The organism is uncultured Stenotrophomonas sp., from assembly GCF_963519925.1.
Classification (GTDB): Bacteria; Pseudomonadota; Gammaproteobacteria; order Xanthomonadales; family Xanthomonadaceae; genus Stenotrophomonas; species Stenotrophomonas maltophilia_AE.
The window spans coordinates 90,288-109,912 of record NZ_CAUQPH010000002.1 but is presented as its reverse complement, the minus strand read 5'-3'; the positions used below and the strand labels follow the sequence as shown (position 1 = coordinate 109,912).

At 68.7% G+C, this 19,625-nt stretch carries 17 protein-coding genes; 5 read left to right on the top strand and 12 right to left on the bottom strand.

Annotated elements, in window-relative coordinates; translation table 11 throughout:
• The coding region (locus RWO33_RS01260; protein ID WP_314101208.1) for a pyridoxal-phosphate dependent enzyme at nucleotides 1–354 on the top strand (354 nt) is incomplete at its 5' end.
• Nucleotides 339–962 (top strand): YdcF family protein, encoded by a 624-nt coding sequence (locus RWO33_RS01255; protein ID WP_314101206.1) that lies wholly within the window; start codon nucleotides 339–341, stop codon nucleotides 960–962. The genes RWO33_RS01260 and RWO33_RS01255, both read left to right, overlap by 16 nt.
• Nucleotides 963–1,060: 98 nt before the next feature.
• Here the strand turns inward: RWO33_RS01255 and bioC are convergent, their stop codons facing one another.
• The 5 genes from bioC to bioB all read right to left on the bottom strand — a co-directional run bounded on the left by bioC (nucleotide 1,061) and on the right by bioB (nucleotide 5,967).
• Nucleotides 1,061–1,945, bottom strand: a complete 885-nt coding sequence (bioC, locus tag RWO33_RS01250; protein WP_314101204.1) for a malonyl-ACP O-methyltransferase BioC — start codon at nucleotides 1,943–1,945, stop codon at nucleotides 1,061–1,063.
• A 57-nt stretch (nucleotides 1,946–2,002) separates the two neighbouring features.
• Nucleotides 2,003–2,785 (bottom strand): SDR family oxidoreductase, encoded by a 783-nt coding sequence (locus RWO33_RS01245; protein WP_314101201.1) that lies wholly within the window; start codon nucleotides 2,783–2,785, stop codon nucleotides 2,003–2,005.
• A 56-nt stretch (nucleotides 2,786–2,841) separates the two neighbouring features.
• Nucleotides 2,842–3,603, bottom strand: coding sequence for a pimeloyl-ACP methyl ester esterase BioH (gene bioH / locus RWO33_RS01240; protein WP_314101219.1), 762 nt, complete (start codon nucleotides 3,601–3,603; stop codon nucleotides 2,842–2,844).
• 22 nt (nucleotides 3,604–3,625) lie between these two features.
• Nucleotides 3,626–4,837 (bottom strand): 8-amino-7-oxononanoate synthase, encoded by a 1,212-nt coding sequence (gene bioF, locus RWO33_RS01235; RefSeq protein WP_314101198.1) that lies wholly within the window; start codon nucleotides 4,835–4,837, stop codon nucleotides 3,626–3,628.
• 80 nt (nucleotides 4,838–4,917) lie between these two features.
• Nucleotides 4,918–5,967, bottom strand: a complete 1,050-nt coding sequence (bioB, locus tag RWO33_RS01230; RefSeq protein ID WP_314101196.1) for a biotin synthase BioB — start codon at nucleotides 5,965–5,967, stop codon at nucleotides 4,918–4,920.
• Between the two features lie 70 nt (nucleotides 5,968–6,037).
• On the opposite strand from bioB, the gene RWO33_RS01225 reads away from it, so the two are divergent.
• Entirely contained in the window at nucleotides 6,038–6,739 is a 702-nt protein-coding gene (locus tag RWO33_RS01225; RefSeq protein WP_314101194.1) for a ComF family protein, read from the top strand.
• A gap of 47 nt (nucleotides 6,740–6,786) precedes the next feature.
• Here RWO33_RS01225 and RWO33_RS01220 read toward each other — a convergent pair whose 3' ends face one another.
• Nucleotides 6,787–7,770, bottom strand: coding sequence for an Abi family protein (locus RWO33_RS01220; RefSeq protein WP_314101191.1), 984 nt, complete (start codon nucleotides 7,768–7,770; stop codon nucleotides 6,787–6,789).
• Between the two features lie 273 nt (nucleotides 7,771–8,043).
• On the opposite strand from RWO33_RS01220, the gene RWO33_RS01215 reads away from it, so the two are divergent.
• The gene (locus RWO33_RS01215; RefSeq protein ID WP_314101190.1) at nucleotides 8,044–8,607 is read left to right on the top strand and encodes a DUF308 domain-containing protein; all 564 of its coding nucleotides are present in this window, start codon (nucleotides 8,044–8,046) and stop codon (nucleotides 8,605–8,607) included.
• 19 nt (nucleotides 8,608–8,626) lie between these two features.
• On the opposite strand, the gene RWO33_RS01210 is transcribed toward RWO33_RS01215, so the two are convergent.
• The 6 genes from RWO33_RS01210 to RWO33_RS01185 are packed head-to-tail and all read right to left on the bottom strand — an operon-like array spanning nucleotide 8,627 to nucleotide 15,878.
• Nucleotides 8,627–10,444, bottom strand: coding sequence for an MFS transporter (locus RWO33_RS01210; RefSeq protein WP_314101188.1), 1,818 nt, complete (start codon nucleotides 10,442–10,444; stop codon nucleotides 8,627–8,629).
• 49 nt (nucleotides 10,445–10,493) lie between these two features.
• On the bottom strand, nucleotides 10,494–11,609 hold the full coding sequence (nagA, locus tag RWO33_RS01205; protein WP_314101185.1) for an N-acetylglucosamine-6-phosphate deacetylase: 1,116 nt from the start codon (nucleotides 11,607–11,609) through the stop codon (nucleotides 10,494–10,496).
• Entirely contained in the window at nucleotides 11,606–12,382 is a 777-nt protein-coding gene (locus tag RWO33_RS01200; RefSeq protein ID WP_314101183.1) for a DeoR family transcriptional regulator, read from the bottom strand. Before RWO33_RS01200 ends, nagA begins: the two co-directional genes overlap by 4 nt.
• Nucleotides 12,383–12,415: 33 nt before the next feature.
• A complete protein-coding gene (locus RWO33_RS01195; RefSeq protein WP_314101181.1) occupies nucleotides 12,416–13,744 on the bottom strand; it encodes a D-tagatose-bisphosphate aldolase, class II, non-catalytic subunit in 1,329 nt (442 codons plus the stop codon).
• A 36-nt stretch (nucleotides 13,745–13,780) separates the two neighbouring features.
• Nucleotides 13,781–14,707 carry an ROK family protein gene (locus RWO33_RS01190; protein WP_314101178.1) on the bottom strand — a complete coding sequence of 309 codons (927 nt, stop codon included), beginning with the start codon at nucleotides 14,705–14,707 and terminating at the stop codon, nucleotides 13,781–13,783.
• A 13-nt stretch (nucleotides 14,708–14,720) separates the two neighbouring features.
• Nucleotides 14,721–15,878 carry an SIS domain-containing protein gene (locus tag RWO33_RS01185; protein WP_314101174.1) on the bottom strand — a complete coding sequence of 386 codons (1,158 nt, stop codon included), beginning with the start codon at nucleotides 15,876–15,878 and terminating at the stop codon, nucleotides 14,721–14,723.
• A 324-nt stretch (nucleotides 15,879–16,202) separates the two neighbouring features.
• Here RWO33_RS01185 and RWO33_RS01180 point away from each other — a divergent pair, with 324 nt between their 5' ends.
• Complete coding sequence (locus RWO33_RS01180) at nucleotides 16,203–19,559, top strand: TIM-barrel domain-containing protein (protein ID WP_314101170.1); 3,357 nt, start codon at nucleotides 16,203–16,205, stop codon at nucleotides 19,557–19,559.
• Nucleotides 19,560–19,625 lie beyond the last annotated feature (66 nt).

Below are 19,625 nucleotides of genomic sequence, written 5' to 3'. Positions count from 1 at the left end.
CTGGTGCTGGCCGAACCGGCCGGTGCCGCCGATGCCGCGCGCTCGCTGGCGGCGGGCGCGCTGCGCCTGGACTTCATCCCGGACACGATCTGCGATGGCCTGCGCGGCACCCTGGGCGCGCCCAATTTCGCCCTGCTGCACGGCGCGGCCGAGGTGATCGTGGTCGACGACGCCGCCACCGTGGTGGCGATGCGCCTGCTCTGGCAGGTGCTCAAGCAGCTGGTGGAACCCTCTTCGGCGATTGCGCTGGCCGCGATCCTCGCGCAGCCGGCGCGGTTTGCCGGGCAGCGGGTCGGGGTGGTGCTCTCGGGTGGGAACGTGCACCTGGACGCGCTGCCGTGGGCGGTGGCATGAGCGCGCGCCACCGGGTCGGGCTGGCAGGGTGGCTGTGGCGGCTGTGCCTGCTGCTGGCCGGATGGCTGCTGTGCGTGACGGCGTGGATCGTCTGGGTGGGCGAGCGCGACCAGGCAGCCCAGGCCGACGCGATCATCGTGCTAGGCGCGGCCGCCTACGACGCCAAGCCGTCGCCGGTGTTCGAAGAGCGCATCCGGCATGGGTTGGACCTGTACCACCAGGGCTATGCGCCGCTGCTGATCTTCACCGGCGGCTACGGTGGCAGCGGGGCGCGTTTCTCCGAATCGCAGGTGGCCCGTCGCTATGCCGTCAAGCAGGGCGTGCCGGAGAGCGCGATCCTGATCGAAACCGCTTCGCGCACCACCCGCCAGAATTTGGTGGAGGCGCGGCGGCTGATGGACCAGCGCAAGCTGCACCGGGTGATCATCGTCAGCGATCCGCTGCACATGGCGCGCGCGCTGCGCCTGGCGCGCGAACTGGGCATCGATGCGCTGGCATCGTCAACGCCGAGCACGCGCTTCCGCAGCTTCCACACCAGCTGGAAGTTCCTGGCCCAGGAAATCTATTTCTTCCACCGGGACATGTTCCCTTCCGCGAACGGTTCCTGACCGCGCCGGACACGCATGGCGTGTCACTACACGCCTGGTGGCATCCGTAGCGACACGCCACGCGTGTCCGATGGAAACCCGGCCAAGGGTTCACCCCATCAGGTCGTCCTGCGCCGAATCGGGATCGCCGACACCGGCACCGTCGCCACGTCGTGGCCGTGCTCGCGGATCGGCGCGCCGGCCTCCGGTGCCCAGGCGTGCGCGTAGATCACTTCCCAGCTGCTGGGCAGGGTGCCGTCCTCGCGGCGCAGCGGTTCGTAAGCCGCGCGCGCTGCGGCGAAACGCCCGCGTCCGGTCAAGGTGTGGCGGCGGTCCTGGCGCGCATTGGTGGCGCCGATCGCGCGCAGCTCGCGCATCAATGCGTCCATGTCGCGGTAGGTCAGGGTGAACAGGTCGCGGTCCAGCACCGGGTCGCGGAAACCGGACATCATCAGCGCGTCGCCGAACTGGGCGATGGGCGGGAAGCGGCTCACGTGCGGGGTGTCGTCGGCACTGGCGAAGGCATCGCGCAGTTCGATCAGCGTCTCCGGCCCGAACGTGGAGCACACCAGCAGCCCGCCCGGCTTCAGCGCGCGGCGGAATCCGGCGAACACGGCAGGCAGGTCGTCCACCCACTGCAGGCACAGGTTGCTGTAGATCACGTCCACGCTCTGGTCGAGCAGCGGCAGTGCGCGTGCGTCGCCGCACACACGCGTGAACGGCTTCCACCAGCCGGCCTGCTTCTTCGACTCACGCAGCATCGGCTCGGCCATGTCCAGCGCGATCACCTGCGCCTTCGGCCACCGCTTCCTCATCGCGGCGCTGGCGTGCCCGGTGCCGCTGCCCACATCCAGCACCACTTCGGGCTGCCGCGCCTCGAGGTAGTCCAGCGATTCGAGCAGGCGCTTTTCCACCTCGCGCTGCAGGGCGGCGGCGGCGTCGTAACTGCTGGCGGCACGCGAGAACGCGCGGCGGACATGCTGGGGATCGAAATCGGTGGTCATGCAGGGCTCACTACGTCCAACAAACGGTAGCGCACGACCGTTGGTCGTGCGGAAATCTCAAAAGGTACCCGGATACGCCCCGCCATCGATCAGCAGGTTCTGTCCGGTGATATAGCCGGCCTGGGCGCTGCACAGGAACGCGCAGGCCGCGCCGAACTCATCGGCCGTGCCGAACCGGCCGGCGGGAATATGCGTGCGCTTGCGCTCGGCGATCTGCCCGGCATCCACGCCCTGCTGCTGGGCCATGTAGGCGAAGTTGCCACGCAGCCGGTCGGTGTCGAACTGGCCGGGCAGCAGGTTGTTGATGGTGACATTGCTGGCCACGGTGCGGCGCGCCAGCCCGGCGACGAAACCGGTCAGGCCCGAGCGCGCGCCATTGGACAGGCCCAGGATGTCGATGGGCGCCTTCACCGACGACGAGGTGATGTTGACCACGCGGCCGAAGCCACGCTCGATCATGCCATCCACCGTCGCGCGGATGAGCGCGATGGGCGCCAGCATGTTGGCGTCCAGCGCGGCGATCCAGTCCTCGCGTTCGAACTGGCGGAAATCGCCGGCTGGCGGGCCGCCGGCGTTGGTGACCAGGATGTCCACCTGCGGGCAGGCGGCCAGCGCGGCGACGCGGCCGGCGTCGGTGGTGACATCGGCAACCACGGTGACGACCTTGCCGGCGCCCGGCAGCGCCTGCAGTTCCAGCCCGGCCTGCACCAGCGCGGCCTCGCCACGGGCGGCGATGACCACGTTCACGCCCTCGCGCGCCAGCGCCCGTGCGCAGCCCAGCCCCAGCCCTTTGCTGGCGGCGCAGACGAGGGCCCAACGGCCGGCGATTCCAAGGTCCATGGGTCAGTTCCGAGAGATACAGGCGTACATGATCGACGATGGGCGTGCGTGGCGGGTCAAGGCAGCGCGGCAACAAAGTGTTGCAGCTGCGCGGCCACCTCGTCGGTGTGGCCCAGGAATGGCGCGTGTCCGCCGTGCGCGACCACATGCACACTAGAACGGGGGGCCAGCGCGGCAGCGGCCTGCATGCCGCGCGCCGACACCAGCCGGTCGCGCTGCCCGGCCAGCCACAGGCTGGGGATGGGCAGCTGCGGCAGGGCACCGCGCAGGTCGGTGCGTTCCAGCAGGCCAAGGCCTTCCTGCAGCGCGCGCGCTGCCGGTTCGCCGCGTTCCACCAGGGTCGCGCGCAGGCTGCGCAGTTCCTGCCGCGCGTGCTCCGAGCCCATCGCATCCAGGGCCAGGAAGCGCTCCAGCGTGCCGCGGTAATCCTGCGCCAGGTCTTGGCCGAACTGCGCGAACACCGACGGCTCCACCGCGTGCGGCCAGTCCTCGCCGCGCACGAAGCGCGGGGTGGCCGCGATCATCGCCAGTCCGCGCACCTTGGGCAGCGTGGCGGCCGCATGCAGCGCAAACAGGCCGCCCAGCGACCATCCGCACCAGACCGCCGGCGGGGTGGCCGCGGCAATCGCATTGACCACGAACGGCAGGCGCAGCGGCGTGGTGTCGTCGCGGCTGTGGCCATGCCCGGGCAGGTCCACCAGGTGCAGCTCGAAGTGGCCGGCCAGGCGCTCCACCAACGGCGCGAACACGCCGCCATGCAGGGCCCAGCCGTGGATCAGGACCAGCGCCGGTCCACGGCCGACCACTTCGATATGCAGGCTCACCGCCACCGCCCGCGCATCACGCGCTCAGCGCATCCAGCGTCTGCTGGCGCAGCACCTGGTCGCGCGCGTGGGCGATCGCATCGGTCAGCGCGCGCACTTCCGGCACCGTGTGCAATGCGGAGAGGGTCACGCGCAGGCGTGCCTTGCCTTCCGGCACGGTCGGCGGGCGGATCGCGCTGACCAGGAAACCGGCCGCTTCCAACGCGGCCGACAGCGCCATCACGGTCGATTCGGCGCCGCACAGCAGCGGCTGGATCGGCGTGTCCGAAGGCATCAGTTCCAGCCCGTGCTGGCGTGCGCCGGCACGGAACACGCCGACCAGTTCGGCCAGCTTTTCGCGGCGCCAGTCGTCGCGGCGGGCCAGCTTCACCGCGGCCAGCGCGGCGGCGGCCTGGGCCGGCGGCAGGGCCGTGGTGTAGATGTAGGGACGTGCGGTTTCAGCCAGGTGCTGGATCAGCGCGTCATCACCGACCACCACCGCACCACTGCCGCCCAGGGCCTTGCCCAAGGTGACCAGCTGCAGCGGCACATCGGCCACGCCCAGCCCGGCCTCGGCCACGCAGCCGCGGCCATGCTCGCCGATCACGCCCACGCCATGCGCATCGTCGACATACAACAGCGCTTCCTGCATGCGCGCCACCAGCGACAGCGAGCGCAACGGGGCGATGTCGCCGTCCATGCTGAAGACGCCGTCGGTGACCAGCATCGCCGCGCCTTCCGGCGCATGCTTGAGCTGGCGCAGCGCGCCTTCGGTGTCCAGGTGCGGATAGCGGCGCAGCCGGCAGCCGGCCAGGCGCGTGGCGTCGAGCAGGCTGGCGTGGTTGAGCCGGTCCTGCACGCACACATCGTCTTCTTCGCTGAGCAGCGCCTGCTGTACCGCCAGGTTGGCGGCAAAGCCGCTGCCGAACAGCAGTGCCCGCGGGTAGCCGAGCCAGTCGGCCACTTCCTGTTCCAGCGCTTCATGCAGCGCATGGTGGCCGCAGATCAGGTGCGAGGCCGTGGCCCCGGCGCCTTCGCGCGCGGCCGCGTCCTGCAGCGCACTGACCACGCCGAACTGCTGGGCCAGGCCCAGGTAATCGTTGCTGCAGAAGCCAGTGAGCCACTGGCCATTGAGTTCCAGACGCACGCCATCCCGGCGGTTCACGGTGCGGCGCACGCGGATCCGTCCCTGCGCGTCGCGAAGCTTGCGCTGGGACTGGATGCGGTCGTGCAGGTCAGGACGGGCCATGGTCGTCATGTCTCATGGGCGGGCAGGGGAGCTAGCGTACCCGGTTGCCGGGCGCTGCGCTGCACCGCCTGGCGCAGCGCTCAGGCCGCTAGTCCGCCGGTAGGCGACGACCGTTGGTCGTCGCAGGTGATGTCGGCATGCACGGTGCCCGGATGGTCATGCCCGGCGGCGTCGACCTGCACCGCCATGGGGCGCAGGCCCAGGCGGCTGAACAGAGCCAGGTCGCGCCGGGTGTCCGGATTGCCGGTAGTCAGCAGCTTCTCGCCGTAAAAGATCGAGTTGGCCCCGGCCAGGAAGCACAGCGCCTGCAGCTCATCGCTCATCGCCTCACGGCCGGCCGACAGCCGCACCATCGCCCGGGGCATGCAGATGCGGGTCACCGCGACCATGCGCACGAACTCGAACGGGTCCAGCTCGGCACTGCCGTGCAGGGGCGTGCCCGGCACCTGGACCAGCCGGTTGATCGGCACCGAATCGGGGTGCGCCGGCAGGTTGGCCAGCGCCAGCAGCAGCCCGGCGCGGTGGGCGCGGGTCTCGCCCATGCCGACGATGCCGCCGCAGCAGGTTTTCAGCCCGGCCCGGCGTACGTGTTCCAGCGTATCCAGGCGGTCCTGGTACTGGCGGGTGTGGATGATGGCGTCGTAGTAGTCCGGCGCGGTGTCCAGGTTGTGGTTGTAGTAATCGAGCCCGGCCTCGCGCAGGGCCACGGCCTGCGCGCCGTCGAGCATGCCCAGGGTGGCGCAGGTTTCCAGCCCCAGTGCCTTCACCTCGCGGATCATCGCCGCCACCTTGGGGATGTCGCGGTCCTTGGGCGCCCGCCACGCCGCGCCCATGCAGAACCGGGAAGCGCCGGCCGCCTTGGCTTGGCGGGCCTTGGCGACCACTTCGTCGGTGCCCATCAGTTTCTGTGCGCTCACACCCGTGTCGTAGCGCTGCGCCTGCGGGCAGTACGCGCAGTCTTCCGGACAGCCACCGGTCTTGACCGATAGCAGCGTCGACACCTGCACCTCGCCCGGGTCGAAGTGTTGCCGGTGCACGGCCGCCGCCCGGTACAGCAGTTCGGGAAGCGGCAACTCGAACAGCGCCAGCAGTTCCTCGGCGTGCCAGTCGTGGCGGATGACAGTAGCCATGGGAGTGTCCTGACAGATTACGTAACCAAGGGGCGGCAGTCTGGTGAGGTTGAAGGAGGCTGTCAACCACATGGCTTTGGAAAAAGTTTACGAAGGGTTGCGCTGGCTTGGGCGGCAGTGCCTGCCGCTGCGCTGCCTGGTCTGCGACGATCCAGGCCAGGAGGGCTTGGACCTGTGCGCCGCCTGCCACGCCGACCTGCCGTGGAACGACCACGCCTGCCCGCTGTGCGCGCTGCCGCTGCCCGTCGATGAGCCTGCGGCCGCCTGCGGCGCATGCCTGCGTGCGCCACCGTGGCAGGTAGGTGCGGCGGCCACGTTCGTGTACGCACCTCCGATCGACCAGCTGGTACTGCGCTTCAAGTTCCACCACGACCTGGCCGCCGGGCGCCTGTTGTCGCAGCTGATGCTGCAGGCAGTACCCGAAATGGCACCGGCGCCACTGCTGCCCATGCCGCTGCACGGCCGACGGCTGCGCGAGCGCGGTTACGACCAGGCCCGGGAACTGGCCCGGCCGCTGGCGAAGGAACTCGGGGTGCCGTTGTGGACGGGTCTGTGCCGCAGCCGGGCCACCGTGGCGCAGTCCACGCTGGACGCCGAGGCGCGCCGCCAGAACCTGCGGGGTGCCTTCGCGGTGCGGGCCACCCCGCCACCGCGGTTGACCCTGGTGGACGATGTGATGACGACCGGCGCCACGCTGGACGCAGCGGTGCGAGCGCTGCGCCGGTCGGGACTGCAGCAGGCCACGCTGTGGGTGTGTGCGCGGGCGCCGTGAATCGTCATCCGGATTGCGTGCAGCGGGAACAGGCTGCGTCAGGTGTCCTACGCGATGTCTCCTGGCGCCAGGCTCGCCACGATGGGGTCGCGTCGCTCGGCAACACCTGCCTGGCGTGCAAGGGGGGCGGCGCGCCACAGGCTGTGCGAGCGCCATCCTTCGTTTGCCCCGAGGCCAATGACGCGCGATGAGCTGATCATGCCTTCGTATAGATGGCAGTCAACCCGATCACGCCAATTGCCCACATCCGCCGTGCTGATCGAGAGCAGTCTACGAAGCATGAGGAGAAGGTAGAACGACCTGTTTGCGGGAAATGGCGCCTCACGCTCGGACCACCCCGCAATCCGGGGACGGACGGCGGTGACACCCAGCTCCTTGTTCCAGAGGCGGCCGTGGTGTGCCACCACATTGCGTACAACGCTGGTAACGTGAAGCCAGTTCTCGAAAATCGGCGGAGCCAACCCGACCTCGCGGGATACTGCCTTCTTTTCAGGACCCCGAAGTGCTTTGTAGAACCGCGAAAGGGAACCCATCGACATTACTTCGGTAGCCATCCAGATCGGAACATTCGGGAATGCAGGGCTGGTGTACTTGTCCCTGTAGTGACGTATGAATGTTTCCCTGGAGCGCTCCACCTCCTTGCAGACCGCGTCAAGCCAATCGCGATGCTGAGACTCAGAGAACGCCATGTTGCATGGATCCAGGTGACCAAACGCGCCATGGGCGTGCGAGAAGTGATAGGTGAGCAGCGTCCGCGTGGCGACTTCAACGTGGCCAACGGCTTCCATGACCAGGTCCCTCAGCAGGCGGTCGAATTCGTAGAGGCTTACTGCGTCCTCGAAGGTCGCTCCGCTCTCGAAGTAGTCGCTGCCGGCCACGCGTTGCGGATATAGATACCCCATCAGCCTGTAGTAGCCCACGCGTTGCAGGTAGTGCTCCGCTTCTCCTGCGTTACCCACCGCCAGACCCCGTGCCTGGAGCTGAGCCAGTTGGCCAGGAATGGAAAGGGGTTGTTTGCAGTACCGGGTCATCCTGGATACCAGAAAGCGGGCAAAAAAAACCCGCCAATTTGAGCGTGGCGCGAATCTCGCGTCAGAGGCGTGGCGGGTGTGTTGGGTGCAGTTTAGTGAAGGGGTATCCGAGCCGCAAGGAATGGTGTCGGCAACGGCTTGATGGGTGCGCCGGTTCGTTCACTTACGTGAATTCGGTGCGTGCCTCACCGGTTCGGCGTCGGTAGGCGGGCCTTGTCCAGAAGGGGCTCCGCGCCTAGCATCGCGCTTGACCTTCCTCGCAGGAGCAGCGTCATGAGCCAGGCCTCGGATCTACGTGGTACCTCGCTGTTGTCGCTGGTGGGGCGTAGCTGGTGGGTACTTCTGTTGTACGGCCTGGTGGCCATCGGGTTCGGCCTGATCGCGGTGCTGCGGCCGTTGTCGGCCGCCGCCGGGCTGGCGTGGGCCATCGGCGTAATGGCGCTGGTCGAAGGCCTGATCAGCCTGTTCGCGGTGTTCGGTGGCAACAGCGGTGCGCCGCGTGGCTGGGCGCTGGTCTATGCGCTGGCCTCGATCGCCTTCGGCGCGCTGGCGGTGATCAACCCGCTGGTCACCGCCAAGGTGCTGGTGCTGATCCTGTCGATCTGGCTGATCATGGCCGGCGTCTACCGCATCGTGTTCGCGATCCGCGTGCGCAGGCAGATCGAAGGCGAGTGGCTGCTCATCGTCAGCGGGGTGCTGGTCATCGTGCTGGGCGTGATGATGTTCGCCAACCCGCTGGGCGGGGTGGCGGTGACCACGCTGTGGATCGGGATCGGCAGCCTGCTCTACGGCATCCTGCAGATCGTGGTGGCATTCCGGCTGCGCAAGTTGCGCTGACGCCGCATCCGGCGCCACGTCATCGGTGGCGCTGGAACCGCGCTTCGATCTCCTCCAGCGTCCTGCCCTTGGTTTCCGGCAGCCAGAACGCCGCGACCAGGAAGTACAGCAACGTGCAGCCGGCCCAGAAGAAGAACATGCTGGCGTAGCCATGGTGGCCCACCGTGGGCAGGAAGATCGCGGCGATCACGGTGGATACGAACTGGTTGATCAGCAGCGCGATGCTCATGCCGTTGGAACGGATGCGGGTGGGCATCAGCTCGGACAGCGCCAGCCACACGCACACCCCGGGGCCCACCGCGAAGAAGGCCACGAACAGCAGGATGCAGCCCGCCACCATCCAGCCGTGGGTGGGGGAGGGCACCGGCCCGATCGCGGCACGCTCGATCACCAGCGGCGCATGCGCGGCATCGGCCGGATCCGGGAACGGATTGAGGTGCAGGCGGCGGAAGAACGCGCCGATGACGCTGTCGGCGGACACCGCGTCTTCGCGGCGGATCTGCAGCGTGGTGTCGATCGGGTTGTCGCTGCGCAGCGAACGCACGTTGCTGAAGCCGCCGTAGGCGTAGGACACGGTGAGCTGCAGCGGCTGGTCGCCGGCACTGGCATCCAGGCGGCGCCACTGCGCGGCATCCATCGGCAGCGACAAGGTGTCACCTATCAGCTGCTGTTGCAGCACGGGGTGGACGTCGCTGCGGCCGTGCTCGCTGCGCACGAACAGCAGCGCCGCCCCGAGCAGTGCGATGGTGATGCCCCCGGTGCCGAGCATCAGCAGGAACTTGCGCCCTTTGCGATCGACCAGCACCAGCGCGACCACCGTCATCAGCGCATTGAGCAGCTTGATCGAAACATCGGCCCAGTTGGCTACCGCACCGGGCAGGCCGGCCTGGTGCAGGATGTTGACCGCATACGCCAGCACTGAATTGATCCCGGTGGCCTGGGTGAAGGCCAGCACCAGGCACGCCAGTACGAACGGCCAGACGTAGCGGCGGCTGAGCAGGGGGTCGCGCCGGGCCGGGCTGCCATCGGCGGCGGGCGCGTCAGGCGCCTGCATGCGCGCCAGCGTGGGTTCCACTTCGGCCGCTGCGACGGTGCGCTGCAGCGCCCTGCGTGCCTGGGCGATGCGCCCGCGCCGCACCAGCCAGCGTGGCGATTCGCTGATCAGCAGCGCGCCGCCGGTGAACACCAGGCCAGGCAGCAGGCAGCTCCAGAAAATCGTGCGCCACGCGTGATCCTTCACTGCGAACAGCAGGCGTTGCTGTTCCTCGCCGGGCAGGTGGGCCACGGCGGCCGCGGCCGCGTCCACGCTGTGCGCCTGGTACAACCCGATCACCGCGGCCAGGACCAGGCCGATGGTGAGCAGCAGCTGGAACATCGCCGCGCCACGCCCGCGCCGCTCCGGGCTGAGTACTTCGGCCAGGTACAGCGGCACCACCACGCCGATCAGGCCGCCGCTGATGCCCTGCAGCAGCCGGCCCATCAACAGCGGGCCATAGCCTTCGGACAGGGCCATCACTGGAATGCTGGCCGTGAACAGCACCCCGGCCAGCACCATCGCGCCGCGCCGGCCGATCAGGTCGGCAATGGCGCCAGCAAACAAGGAAGACAACACACTACCCAGCAGCACCGCCGCCACCACGAAGCCCAGCTGCTGGGTGGTGAGGTGCCAGCTGGCGGTGGCCGTGGCCTCCAGGTAGGGCAGGGCACCGGCGATGATGCCGATGTCGATGCCGTAGAGCAGGCCCCCCATGCCACCGATGAACAACAGATAGCGCACCGGCCAGCGCGGTGCGTTGGCGGCGGCGGGCACGGGCATGGCGGCGGAAACGTCGTTCATGGTGCGGTCCTGTCTACAGGGGAACGCGCCGCACGCGGCGCGGAATCACTCAGTCGAGCGCGATGTTTTCGCCTTCCACCACCACCTGCTGCACACGCAGGTCGCGGTCGAGCACCACCAGGTCGGCCCAGGCGCCCGGCTGCAGGCGGCCACGGTCTTCAAGACCCAGATAGTCGGCAGGGAAGCGTGAAACACGGTCTGATGCGTCATCCAGCGCCAGTCCCAGCGCAACCAGGTTGCGAAGCGCCTGGTCCATGGTCAGTGCGCTTCCCGCCAGCGACCCGCTCTCCAGGCGCACGCAGCCCAGGCATTTGTGCACCCGCTGGATACCCAGTGCGTACTCGCCATCGGGCATGCCCGTGGCGGCGGTGGCGTCGGTCACGCAGTACAGGCGCGGGATCGCGCGCAGTGCGGTGCGGATCGCGCCGGGGTGCACGTGCTGCAGGTCGGGAATCAGTTCGGCGTACTCGGCATGCGCCAGCGCCGCGGTGGCGATGCCCGGGTGGTAATGGTCCACGCCGGTCATGCCGTTGAACAGGTGGGTGACGCCGGCCGCACCGGCCTGCAGTGCGGCCACACCGTCGTCGTAGCTGCCGGCACTGTGGCCGAGCTGCACGCGGATGCCCAGGGCGCGCAGGGCCGGAATCAGGGCCAGGTGCTGGCCGATCTCCGGCGCCAGGGTGAGCACCTTGATCGGCGCGATGGCGTGCAGGCGCTGCACGTCCTGCAGCGTGGCTTCAACCACCAGCGGCGGCTGCGCGCCCAGCCGCTCGGCGCTGATGAACGGGCCTTCCAGGTGTACGCCCAGGACCCGCGCGGTGCCCGGAGTGCGCTGGGCGATCGCAGTAGACAGGCCCTGCAGCGCACGCACGATGTCGTCCGCCTCGGCGGTCATGGTGGTGCCGAGCAGCGCGGTGGTGCCGTGCCGCGCGTGCGTGCGCGCCACGGTCACGGCAGTGTCGCCGCCCTGCATGATGTCCACCCCGGCCCCGCCATGCACATGCAGGTCGATGAAGCCCGGAAGGATCCACGGTACGTCGCTGTCGTCGCGCGGATCGGCGTGGTCCGGGCGGATCGAGGCGATGCGCTGGTGGAAGTGGATGTCGCCACGCACCCACCCGGACGGGGTCAGTACGCGGCCATGCAGGGTGGCAGTGGTGGTCAAGGTGGGGACTCGGCAATGATCACTTCGATGCCGCGCTTCTGCAGCCCCTCCAGGTACTCGGGGTCGATGCTGGCATCGGTGATGATGGTGTGGACCTGGTCGAGCCGGGCGATGCGGTGCAGGCTGACGTGGCCGAACTTGGACGCGTCGGTCAGCACCACCACGCGGCGTGCGCGCTCCACCATGCGGTGGTTGAGGCTGGCTTCGGCTTCGTGGTGGGTGGTGAGCCCGAACTGCAGGTCCAGCCCGTCCACGCCCAGGAACAGGGTGTCGAAGCTGTAGGTGTTGAGGCTGGCTTCGGCCTGGCTGCCCTGCAGCGACAGCGACTGCTTGCGCAGCAGGCCACCGGTGAGCAGCAGCTCCACGCCCGGCGCATTGGCCAGTTCCCAGGCGATGTTCAGCCCGTTGGTCATCACCGTCACGTCGCGGTGCTCGCGCAGGTGGCGGGCCAGGGTCATGGTGGTGGAACCGGAATCGATGATGATGTTGTCGCCGGCCCGCACCAGCCGCGCGGCGTGCGCGCCGATGCTGTCCTTCAGCGGCAGGTTCAGGGTGTCCTTCTGGTGGATGTCCTGTTCCAGCGGCGGCGTGCGCACCAGCGTGGCGCCGCCGTGGGTGCGCGTGGCCAGGCCCTGCGCCTCGATGTGGGTGAGGTCGGCACGGATGGTCACTGCCGACACGCCGAAGCGCTCCACCAGTTCGCTGACCTGCACGTTGCCGTGGTCGACCAGCAACTGCAGGATCTGCTGGCGACGTTGCCGTGTGTTTCGCATGGAGGCGATTCCGTTCGGAAGTAAAGCCGAAGCTTACCGTTCCGAAACCTCCGCGGCAGAAAAACTTTCGTTGTGTGTGTCGAACCGGTTGCGAGCGCAAGCGCGGGCGTATTCGGCCAGGCGCAGGCCCACCTTGTGCCGGACCAGTGCCAACGGTTCTGCCGTCAGCTCGCCCGCCTGCACCGCACGCAGCTGTTCGGGCAGGTACTGGCTGAGCAGCATCAGCGGCGGCGGCTGGCGGGTGAGGTTGTCCACCAGCGTGGCCAGAGCCGCCTGCACCGGCGGCTCGCCCCAGTAGTAGCGGCTGCGGTCGCTCAGCGAATACGCACGCAGCAGGCGCTGCTGGTGCGGCGTGCCCTGGTAGTAGCTGGTCCAGCTCCCGGGCTTTTCCAGCATGCAGCGCTCCAGCACCTCGATCAGCTGCGAGCACTGCTGCGGCGGCAGCAGTTCGCGCTCGATCATCGCAAGGGCGAACACCGCTTCACGGAAGGCAAGGGTGGCGGCCGGGCCGACCTTGAGGATGGCGAAGTGGTCGCGCACCAGCGCGTGCAGTCCGGCTTCGGTCTGGTAATCGGTGGAATGCGCTTCGAACACGATGCGCGGCTGTGTGTCCACGAACGCGGACAGCGCACGCGCGGCGGCCGGGTCGTAGTAGTGCACGCTGCTGTGGTCGAAATCCACGCCGGGCTGGACCACCATGGCGATCACTCGTGACCAGGCCGGCTGCAGGTCCGGGGCGGAGAACGCTTCACGGTGGATCGCCAGGGTCAGCGCCGCAGCGTCCGGCGTGGTCACCGCCAGGCCACCGTCCAGCGACGCTTCGCCACCGGGTACCGGCACTTCGGTACCGATCACGTACACCGGTGCCGGCAGGCCCTGTTCGGCGGCAGTACGCTCGGCGACACGCGCCAGTTCGGCCGAGCGCTCGGCCACGATCGCATCCGGCAGCGGCGTGGGGTCGTCGGCGCAGGACATGCTGCAGTCCAGGTGGATCTTGTGGAATCCGGCGGCCACGTACGCGGCGATCAGGGTGCGCGCGTTGGCCATGGCGACCGCGGCCGGGCCCTTCTGCCAGGCATTGGGACCCAGGTGGTCGCCGCCCAGGATCAGCCGCTCGACCGGGAAATCCTGGCTGCGTGCCAGCTGCAGCACGTAATCGCGGTACTGCGGCGGGGTCATGCCGGTGTAGCCGCCGAACTGGTCGACCTGGTTGGAGGTGGCCTCCACCAGCAGCACGGTGTCGTATGCGCGCGCGACCTGCATCGCCGCCAGCAGCACCTGCTCATTGCTGCAGCACACGCTGTACAGGCCTACGGGCTGGCCTTGGCGATGGGCGGCGATCAGGGATTGAACGGCAGACATGGCAACACTCCAGGTGCAGCGGAACGGAAGGCGTGGTCAGGGTGCGCAGTGCAGCTGGCGGGCCAGCAGCGCCGCGCCACGCGCGCCGCCGGCATCGCCGAACGCCGGCGGCAGGATCGGCGGTACGCGCACGCCACGGAACAGGTAAGGCGCAATTGCAGCGGGCAGGTCGCGGTACAGCTGCTCAAGCTTGGACAGTCCGCCGCCCAGCACGATCACGTGCGGGTCCAGGGCCAGGATCAGGCTGGCGAAGCTGTAGCCGAGCAGGTCGCGGTGGATGGCCAGCGCCCGCAGCGCGGCGGGGTCGCCGGCGTGTGCCTGTTCCACCACGGCGCTGCCGTCGCGGGCCTGGCCGCCGTGGCGTTCATGGATCATGGCCAGGCCACTGCCGGACACGTAGCGCTCCAGGCAACCGCGCAGGCCGCAGCCGCAGTCCAGCAGCGGCAGGTCGTGGCGCAGCTGAAGCGTGGCCGGCAGGCTCCAATGGCCCCACTCGCCGGCGATGCCGTTGTTGCCGGCCACCAGCTTGCCGTGCAGGCAGTAGCCACCGCCGGCACCGGTGCCCAGGATCACCCCGAACATGCTGGGGTAGCCGGCGGCCGCGCCGTCGTGCGCCTCGGAAAGCGCGAAGCACTGCAGGTCGTTGCCGAGCGCGAGCGGGCGTTGCAGCCTGGCTTCCAGGTCCTGCCCCACCGTGCGGCCGCTGAGCGCGGGCACATTGGCGCTGAGCTGGCGGCCGCTGTCGCGGTCGCGCACGCCGGGCAGGCCGATGCCCACTGCACGGGCGCGCGTGCCCAGCGCCGCATCGGCGTCGTCCACCAGCTGGCCGATGGCGTCGACGAAGGCCGCGTAATCGTGGCTCGGCGTGGCGACGCGCTGGCGATGATGCACCGCCAGGCTCGCGTCGCAGGCCACCAGTTCGATCTTGGTGCCGCCGATGTCGATGCCGTACCAGCTCTGCATGGGCGTACCCGGCTCAGCCATGGTCGTGGATGGTCACACCCTGTACCACGCGGTTGACCGTGCCGTCGGGGAAGGGATTGTCCGGGGTCAGGCCAAGCGCGGCCGAGCGCTGCAGCGCGAAGCACTGCGCCACCAGCAGCCACAGCGGCGACAGCCATGCATCGGGCAGGTCGGGGATGTCGAGCACGAAGTCGCCTTCGGCACGGTCTGCGCCAGCTGGACCCACCGACAGGATCCGGGCGGCGATGCCGTCGCGGCGCAGCTCGTCCAGCAGGTCCTGTTCGTAACGGCGCGACAGCGCCTGCGCGCTGCGCAGCACCACCACCAGGGTGGTGCCGTTGAGCGTGGACTTGGGCCCGTGGCGGAAACCCAGCGGGGTGTTGGCCAGGGCGAGCACCCGGCCGGCGGTGAGCTCCAGCACTTTCAGGGCGGCTTCGCGCGCAGTGGCTTCCAGTGGTCCGCTGCCCAGGTAGATGACGCGGGTGATGTCGGCCTGCGCCAGCGCGGCGACCGGCGCGTCCCACGCCTGCAGTGCGCGCGTGCCGCTGTCGGCAAGGCTGCGCAGGCGGTCGATCCGCGACGCCCAGGAGGCCTTTTCGAACACGCCCAGCGCGGCCAGCAGCATGCAGCTCAGGCTGCTGGTCATGGCGAAGGCGCGGTCGCAGCTGGCCGGCGGCATCAGCAGCGACAGGGTGTCGCTGCGGCCTTGGCCACGCTGGGCCAACGCGCCCTCGGCATTGCAGGTGATGTCCAGGAAGCGTGCGTCGTCGACCTGCGCGCGGACCAGTTCCACTGCTGCCACGCTCTCCGGGCTGGAGCCGCTGCGCCCGAACGACACCAGCAGGGTCGGACGGTCGCGCTGCAGGTACAGCTCAGGGTGGGTCAGCAGGCTGGTGGTGTGGACCGCGCGTACCTCGGCCGGCCACTGTGCATTGATCTGGTCAGCGACCATTTCGGCAATGAACCCCGAGCTGCCGGCACCGGTGAAGATCACCTTCTGGTCGGGTTGCTCCAGTGCAGTGCCCAGGAACGCATCAATGCTGTCCTGCGCGCCCGCCAGCAGGTCAGCCAGCGCAGCCCACAGGCGCGGTTGCTGGGCGATCTCTTCGGCGGTATGGGCACCACCGAGGCGCTGCCATTGAGGCAGATCAGGGAGCAAGCACGTTTCCATAAGCATTTCCTGTTGGGCCAGCTCACCTTCTGTGTTTTCTTTCGAAATGTCAATTATCGAAAGATAAAAATAAGTTTGTGGCGTCACACTTTCAGTCACACGCGACGCGAATGGACCGAACCGTGTCCCGCTATCTCCCAGCTCCTAAAAGGAAAATTCTCCGCATTCAGTCACCATATAGAAAGTGGTGCCGCGCACAATCTTTCGTTTCTATGAAATTCCTAAGCTTTTTTCTTTGCAATTCATTGACAAGTTTCGAATCGCTGCCCCATAGTCGGCCGCACTGGTTTCGGACACCCGCCGACTGCGGGCTTTGGGGGCAAAGTGGCAACCCGTTGTCGTCGCACCACAGTGACCATCGTTTTGATCGCCATCGCGCTGGCGTGTTCGCCTGCCGTCGCTGCGCCGGTCGGCGACCTGCAGGCATTGCAGGCACTGCCCACTGCCGATGGCACCGCGTGGACGCTGACCAGCAGCACGGGTGCCACCCTGCGCGTGGACCTGCTGCGCAACGATCTGCTGCGGGTGCAGGCCGGACGCAACGGCAGACTGCTGCCAGCCGGCGACAAGGCTGCGCCCATCGTGTTGGAACAGCCCGCTGTCGCGGTGCCGTTCACCCTGGAAGAAGACGCCGGCGAAGTGCGCATCCGCACCGACGCGCTGGTGCTGCGCATCCACCGGCAACCGCTGCGCCTGGCCCTGGACCGGCGCGAGGCTGGCAAGGACGTGCCGTTGTGGCACGAACTGCAGCCACTGGACCTGGATACCGCGCAGAGCGTGCAGGTACTCAGCAGCACCGCCGACGAACAGTTCGTCGGTGGCGGCCAGCAGAACGGCCGTTTCGCCTTCAAGGGCCGCGAGCTGGAAGTGTCCTATTCCGGTGGCTGGGAAGAAGGCGACCGCCCCAACCCGGCGCCCATGCTGCTCAGCTCGCGTGGCTGGGGCATGCTGCGCAACACCTGGAGCGATGGCAGCTACGACCTGCGCCAGCCCGACCAGGCCACGCTGCTGCACCGCGAAGACCGCTTCGACGCGTACTACTTCGTCGGCGCGGGCCTGCCCGCGTTGCTGGACCGCTATACGGCGCTCACCGGGCGCGCCGCGCTGCTGCCGCGCTGGGCCTTCTCGTACGGCGACGCGGACTGCTACAACGACGGGGACAACATCAAAAAGCCGGGCAGCGTGCCCGAAGGCTGGAGCGACGGTCCCACCGGCACCACCCCGGACGTGGTCGACAGCGTGGCAAAACAGTACCGCGAACACGACATGCCCGGCGGCTGGATCCTGCCCAACGACGGTTACGGCTGCGGCTACAAGGCGCTGCCGGAAACGGTGAAGGGTCTGGCCGGCTACGGTTTCAGGACCGGGCTGTGGACCGAAAACGGCGTGGACAAGATTGCCTGGGAAGTCGGCACCGCCGGCAGCCGCGTGCAGAAGCTGGACGTGGCGTGGACCGGCAAGGGCTACCAGTTCGCGATGGACGCCAACCAGTCGGCGTTCAACGGCATCCTGCACAACTCCGATTCGCGCCCGTTCCTGTGGACGGTGATGGGCTGGGCCGGGATCCAGCGGTACGCGGTGGCCTGGACGGGCGACCAGAGCAGCAGCTGGGATTACATCCGCTGGCACATTCCCACCCTGGTCGGCTCCGGTCTTTCCGGCATGGCCTACGCCAGTGGTGACGTTGATGCGATCTTCGGCGGCAGCGCCGAAACCTTCACCCGTGACCTGCAGTGGAAGAGCTTCACCCCGGTGCTGATGGGCATGTCCGGTTGGTCGGGCAGTGCGCGCAAGCACCCGTGGTGGTTCGACGAGCCGTACCGCAGCATCAACCGCGACTACCTCAAGCTGAAGATGCGCCTGACCCCGTACATGTACGGGTTGGCGCACGAGGCCGCCACGACCGGCGCACCGATCCTGCGCGCGCTGATGTGGGACTACCCGCAGGACCCCCACGCCTGGGACGAGACCTGGAAGTACCAGTTCCTGCTGGGCCGCGACCTGCTGGTGGCGCCGGTATACCGCAGCCAGGCGGCCAGCCGTGGCTGGCGCCGCGACGTCCACCTGCCGCAGGGCCGCTGGATCGACTACTGGGATGGCCGCGCGCTGCAGGTGGGCGCGGAGGGTCGTACGCTCGATCGTCCGGTGGAACTGGCGACGATTCCGCTGTTCGTGCGTGCCGGCGCGATCGTGCCGATGTACCCGGCGATGCTGTACGACGGTGAGAAGCCGCTCGACGAAGTCACCTTCGACCTGTACCCGCAGGGCAGTTCGCAGTACACGCTGTACGAGGACGACGGCAACACGCGCCGTTACGAGCAGGGCGAGTCCAGCCAGCAGCAGGTGCGCATGCAGGCGCCCGCGCAGGGCAGTGGCCCGGTCCAGGTGGGCATCGACGGCGTACGCGGGCAATACCGGGGCCAGCTGGCGCAACGCCGATATGCACTGCGCGTGCTGAGCCGCCAGCGCCCGACCGCGGTGACCCTGGACAACCGGACCCTGCCGATGCTGGCAGATTCGGCTGCATGGAAGGGCGCAACCGAAGGCTGGTACTTCGACGCCGGCGAGCGCCGCGGCACCGTGCATGTGCGCACCGCCCCCGTGGACATCCGCCAGCCGCTGGCCTTCCGGCTGGACATTCCGCAGGCACCGGCGCCCGCCGACGACGCCTACCCCGCCGCCCCGGTACTGGGCCGCGCGCTGCCCGCCGACAGCCTGCTGGTGGTCAACCGCCCGGCCGAAGAGCGCGGCTACGAACTGGAGAAGGCCTTCGATGACGATCCGGCCACCTGGTTCCGCACCGTGCGCAACCAGGCGGTGCGCACCGGCGCGCACGAATGGGTGATCGGCTTCGGCGAACGCCGCCTGGTCGACGGCATCGTGCTGGCACCACGCAACGACCAGCATTGGAAGAGCGGCCAGGTCCGCGACTACGAGATCTACCTGGCCGACAGCAACGGCGAGTGGGGCGAGCCGATCAAGCGGGGGCGTCTGGCGCTCAAGCAGGACAAGCAGCAGATCGACTTCCCCGCACACGCCGGCCGCCTGCTGCGCTTCCGCGTGCTCAGCGTGCAGACCCCGGAAGGTGACGGCGCCGCCGGCAGCGACCCGATGGTCACCGCCGCGCAGGGCAGCGTCGCCCGTGCCGTGGACGCACTGCAGCCACGCGATGTGGGGCCGATCACCCTCTCCACGTTCCAGATCCTGGAACACCCGGTGGCCGAGCGCCCGGCGCAGCAGCGCTACCTCTCCGAACTTGACCTGCCAGCCGCCGCGAGCGCACAGGTGCGCGCCGACCTTGCCTTCCAGGGTGGCCAACCGATGCGCATGAACGGCCTGCTGTTCCGCCGTGGCCTCGGCGTGGGCCCGAACAGTCGTCTCGACCTGCAGCTGCACGGCCAGTGGCGCCTGCTGCGCGCCGACCTGGGGATCGACGATGCCTGCCGCAGCGCCGGCGGCATGCAGTTCCAGGTCTGGGGCGACGGCCGCCTGCTGTACGACAGCGGGCGGGTGCAGGCGCCTGGCGTGGTCAAACCCGAACTGGATATCCGTGGCCTGCGCTCGCTCAGTCTGCGCACCCTGGGCGCGCAGGGCGCGCAGCCGGCGCAGGTGTGTGGCAACTGGGCCAACGCCGCATTGATCGGACAGGAGGGCGATACCGCCAGCGTCGTGTCGCCGTAACCCAGCGCTTCATCGTTTTTCGACGTCCCCATCGTGACCCGACTGCGGCCTGCCGGCGGCGGTGCG

What these genes read in the sequence shown, in the direction of transcription:
- RWO33_RS01215 (WP_314101190.1), top strand. Translation starts at nt 8,044, where the DNA reads ATGAGCCAGGCCTCGGATCTACGTGGTACCTCGCTGTTGTCGCTGGTG.
- RWO33_RS01210 (WP_314101188.1), bottom strand. Translation starts at nt 10,444, where the DNA reads ATGAACGACGTTTCCGCCGCCATGCCCGTGCCCGCCGCCGCCAACGCA.
- bioB (WP_314101196.1), bottom strand. Translation starts at nt 5,967, where the DNA reads ATGGCTACTGTCATCCGCCACGACTGGCACGCCGAGGAACTGCTGGCG.
- RWO33_RS01190 (WP_314101178.1), bottom strand. Translation starts at nt 14,707, where the DNA reads ATGCAGAGCTGGTACGGCATCGACATCGGCGGCACCAAGATCGAACTG.
- RWO33_RS01185 (WP_314101174.1), bottom strand. Translation starts at nt 15,878, where the DNA reads ATGGAAACGTGCTTGCTCCCTGATCTGCCTCAATGGCAGCGCCTCGGT.
- RWO33_RS01225 (WP_314101194.1), top strand. Translation starts at nt 6,038, where the DNA reads ATGGCTTTGGAAAAAGTTTACGAAGGGTTGCGCTGGCTTGGGCGGCAG.
- RWO33_RS01245 (WP_314101201.1), bottom strand. Translation starts at nt 2,785, where the DNA reads ATGGACCTTGGAATCGCCGGCCGTTGGGCCCTCGTCTGCGCCGCCAGC.
- RWO33_RS01220 (WP_314101191.1), bottom strand. Translation starts at nt 7,770, where the DNA reads ATGACCCGGTACTGCAAACAACCCCTTTCCATTCCTGGCCAACTGGCT.
- RWO33_RS01195 (WP_314101181.1), bottom strand. Translation starts at nt 13,744, where the DNA reads ATGTCTGCCGTTCAATCCCTGATCGCCGCCCATCGCCAAGGCCAGCCC.
- bioC (WP_314101204.1), bottom strand. Translation starts at nt 1,945, where the DNA reads ATGACCACCGATTTCGATCCCCAGCATGTCCGCCGCGCGTTCTCGCGT.
- bioF (WP_314101198.1), bottom strand. Translation starts at nt 4,837, where the DNA reads ATGGCCCGTCCTGACCTGCACGACCGCATCCAGTCCCAGCGCAAGCTT.
- RWO33_RS01200 (WP_314101183.1), bottom strand. Translation starts at nt 12,382, where the DNA reads ATGCGAAACACACGGCAACGTCGCCAGCAGATCCTGCAGTTGCTGGTC.